Source organism: Pseudomonas sp. 65/3-MNA-CIBAN-0223 (genome assembly GCF_040310425.1).
Classification (GTDB): domain Bacteria; phylum Pseudomonadota; class Gammaproteobacteria; order Pseudomonadales; family Pseudomonadaceae; genus Aquipseudomonas; species Aquipseudomonas gregormendelii.
In genome coordinates, this window is the sequence record NZ_JBEOPV010000365.1 from 1 (window position 1) to 234 (window position 234).

Genomic DNA, 234 nt, shown 5'->3' on the forward strand with positions numbered 1-234 from the left:
TCCCCGGCCCGCTTCACGCGAGCGCCGAAGAGTGCGCCGGCGTCGTCGCGCTGGATGGCAGCCAGCCGCGCGACCCGTCGATCCGCCTGGCCGGCAGCTACGTGAACTTTCTCATCGTCAACGGCGGCATCATTGCCCCGGCCTTTGGTGGCCCGCTGGACGCCGAAGCCGAGCGCATCCTGACGCAGGTCTTTCCGGAGCATCAGGTGGTGATGGTACCGGGCCGCGAGATCC

The 234-nt window shown here is 69.2% G+C and carries 1 protein-coding gene; it reads left to right on the plus strand.

The genetic code is table 11. The features are described from left to right. Positions 1 to 234: agmatine deiminase family protein (locus AAEZ09_RS29245; protein ID WP_350601809.1), on the plus strand; the 234-nt coding region annotated here is incomplete at both ends.